Genomic DNA, 3298 nt, shown 5'->3' with positions numbered 1-3298 from the left:
TAAACAACATCTAGTTTTTTAAAAAATCTTTCATATAACTCTTTTAAATCAACCCTTTTTACTTTTACTCTTTCTCTTCTCATATAGTTATTTTATAAAATTTTTGATATTTTTCAAACACACTCAGGAAATTTTATGAAAATTTGGAAAAATTTTTAAAAAAAGAAATATTTTAAGAACAAAGTCCTAATACAAATAAACTGTATATCATAAAAAATAAATAATGGAAATTCATCTCCAATACAAAATATGAATACACTTGTAAGAAATTTATTAATCAAGAAGACTACATACAACACTTATTTTCTAATTTATTACATATTTTCAGTGTTAAGAAAATTATTTTTAAACTATTAGATGGACTGTCAAAAGTGATTAATCTTTCAGAACATCACATTTATGGGGATTTTAGATGAATAAATGGTGCGGGAGAGAAGCAACGCTTTTGTGTTTCTTAATGTTTCATACTGTATCACTTGGAAAATAATTTTACCATAAAATCGGGAAATTGTTGTATATAGCTGTCTCACATTGTATCATATAAGCGTTAAAAATAGTGGGGTCGGTAGTGGGGTCGATTTTATAATCGCACCATCCCCGCCTTTAAAGGACAAGCAATGGGAAAAGCAAATTTAACTCAAACGGCAATTAATGCTTTTTTAAAAAGTGATAAAACAAAGATAAGTGACGGAATGGTTGCAGGGCTTAGGTTGGTTAAAAAACAAAAAAGCGTTATATGGGATTTTAGATACAAAAAAATTGGAACTAAAAAAGATACGAATATCAAAATAGGCAAATACCCTGATATTTCCCTTAAAGCGGCAAGAGAGATTGCAAGAGAGTATAAGGAACTTTTAGCAAGAGGAATTGACCCGGCAGATTATAAAAGAGAAAAAGAGGAAAAAATTAAAAGAGAACTTGAAAAGAAAACTTTTAAAACGATTGCTTATGAGTTTTTGGAACTTAAAAAAAATGATGTAACTAAAAAAAGATTTAAAGCAAATTATTTAAGAGCATTTGAGAGATACGCCATTCCTTTTATGGGTCACAAGAAAATAGATGAGATAACCCGCCTTGATTTGGTCGAGTTTATAAAATGGATACCAAAGCAAAAGCTACCGAATGCTACAAGAACTCAAAACAAAACTTATACCGCAAAAGAAGTGTTTAATTACGTTAAAAAATGTCTTGATTATGCTCTAAATTTAGGTCTGATTGATTTTAATCCGGCTTATGGTATAGACCCAGCCGCAATACTTCCAAAAGCTAAAAAAGAGAAAATGAAAGCCGTTATTGATGAAAAAAAAATAAAAGAGATATATAAAATCATATCAGAGTATAAATATAAGGCAGGAAGATATTTAATGCAGTTTCAGGCTCTCACAGCTCTTAGGGATGTCGGGCTTTACAGGTTAAAATGGGAATATATTGAGTTGGATAAAAAACTGATAATTTATCCGCCTCACACATACAAAGCCAATGAACTGCCTTACAGACTGCCTTTAACGGATACACTGCTTGAAATACTTAAATACTTCAAAGAAATTAACGGCTCATCGTCTTATGTGTTTAGAGAACAGGGAATAAAGGAAGAGAGCTTAAGTAACAGACTTAGAAAATATTACCGGCTTTTAGGCATTAAAGACCATACACCGCACGGCTGGAGGTCAGCTTTTAGAAGCATTGCAAGAAAAAAAAGAGCGGCAAATATAGATACAATCGAATTACAGCTGAATCACAAATTAGGTGATGATGTTACGGAAGCCTATATGAGGGATGACCTGCTTGAAGAGAGACTTGCACTGCTTAAATGGTGGGAAGAGTTTTTAACTTCCGACATTTAGTTTTTTAGAGGTGGGCTAAAAATTTTATAAAAAAATATTTTTTTTTATTTTAAAAAGTCGAAAAGTCGGAAAAAGTCGGAAAAAAGTCGACAAACATCATTTTAAAGGCTTTATCTCATCATATATGTTAAATTCTTTAATTTTTTTTAACATAAGAGAGAATATATGTTAAAAATTATTGAATTCTTTAACATTAAATGCATTTGATATAATGATAAAAATTAAGTCTCAAAGGGTATCAAAATGGTTAAAAAAGAATTAATTGTAAAAGATACAGCAATAAGAATTACCAAAACAAATAAGGATGATTATATATCTTTAACAGATATTGCAAAATATAAAAGTGATGAGCCAAATGCTGTAATATTAAATTGGTTAAGAAATAAAAATACTATTGAATTTTTAGGTTTATGGGAACAGCTTAATAATCCAAATTTTAACCCCATCGAATTCGAGGGGTTTAGAAATGAAGCTGGTAGTAATGCTTTTACTTTATCGCCAACTAAGTGGATAAATGCTACAAATGCTATTGGTATTATTTCCAAAAGTGGTAGATATGGTGGAACTTATGCACATAAAGACATAGCATTTGAGTTTGCAAGTTGGATTAGTCCGGAATTTAAACTATACCTTATTAAAGAATTTCAAAGACTTAAAGAAGAAGAACTGCAAAGACAACAACTTGGCTGGGATGTAAAAAGAGAAATTGCAAAAATGAATTATCGTATTCATACAGATGCAATAAAAGAACATTTGATTGATGATAGTTTAGATGATAAATGGAAAAACTATACTTATGCAAATGAAGCGGATATGTTAAATGTTATTGTATTTGGGAAGACTGCAAAAGAATGGAGAAATAAAAATCCTAATAGAGAGGGAAACATAAGAGATTATGCAAGTGTAGAAGAATTAGTTGTGTTATCAAATTTAGAGGCTTTTAATGCCGATATGATTAAACAAGGCTTAAGCCAAAAAGAAAGATTTGAAAAATTAAGAGAAATTGCAAAGCAACAATTTACTTCATTACTAAAAAATCAAAATAATAAACAATTAAAATAATGCACCTCAGCATTACACGACAGACAACCTCAAAATATCTCAAGCAATTGTCTCTTATAGGTTTACTTGAAGAACAAAAAATCGATAAAGCCAAGTATTATATTAATAAGGAATTTGTTGAGGTATTGAGTAAATAATCACCGTAAATATTTGGAGAAAATAAGACGGCTTTTAAACTGGTGGGCGAGTTTTTTAAACTCTTAACCTATTCCCTTTTTTAAAAATAATTTTTTTTCTTTGCACCCTTTGCACCCTCTGCACCCCATTATATATAAAACCCCCGAAAAAAGGGGATTTTAAAAGGTATAAACGGGGTGCAAACCTCCAAAATGACTTGCACCCCTTTGCACCCCAGTCTGCACCATATATTCTCTTTTAAAGGTAAAAAGTGA

Annotated in this window: 3 protein-coding genes; all 3 read left to right on the top strand. The window is 30.4% G+C overall.

What is annotated here, in order from left to right; genetic code table 11:
* Nucleotides 1-617: 617 nt before the first annotated feature.
* The 3 genes from ACXJH6_RS07240 (at nt 618) to ACXJH6_RS07230 (ending at nt 3043) form a co-directional block, all read left to right on the top strand.
* Nucleotides 618-1844 (top strand): tyrosine-type recombinase/integrase, encoded by a 1227-nt coding sequence (locus tag ACXJH6_RS07240; RefSeq protein ID WP_456471086.1) that lies wholly within the window; start codon nt 618-620, stop codon nt 1842-1844.
* Between the two features lie 243 nt (nt 1845-2087).
* Nucleotides 2088-2906: a KilA-N domain-containing protein gene (locus ACXJH6_RS07235; RefSeq protein ID WP_456471085.1), complete on the top strand. Its 819-nt coding sequence runs from the start codon at nt 2088-2090 to the stop codon at nt 2904-2906.
* The gene (locus ACXJH6_RS07230; protein ID WP_456471084.1) at nt 2906-3043 is read left to right on the top strand and encodes a hypothetical protein; all 138 of its coding nucleotides are present in this window, start codon (nt 2906-2908) and stop codon (nt 3041-3043) included. The genes ACXJH6_RS07235 and ACXJH6_RS07230 overlap by 1 nt, the downstream gene beginning before the upstream one ends.
* The last annotated feature ends 255 nt before the right edge of the window (nt 3044-3298 follow it).

This window comes from Caminibacter sp., assembly GCF_053999135.1.
The sequence above is the reverse complement of the archived record's forward strand: the minus strand, read 5'-3'. Positions and strand labels throughout refer to the sequence as shown.

Coding starts and splice junctions, on each gene's coding strand:
- ACXJH6_RS07240 (WP_456471086.1), top strand. CDS start 618: ATGGGAAAAGCAAATTTAACTCAAACGGCAATTAATGCTTTTTTAAAA.
- ACXJH6_RS07230 (WP_456471084.1), top strand. CDS start 2,906: ATGCACCTCAGCATTACACGACAGACAACCTCAAAATATCTCAAGCAA.
- ACXJH6_RS07235 (WP_456471085.1), top strand. CDS start 2,088: ATGGTTAAAAAAGAATTAATTGTAAAAGATACAGCAATAAGAATTACC.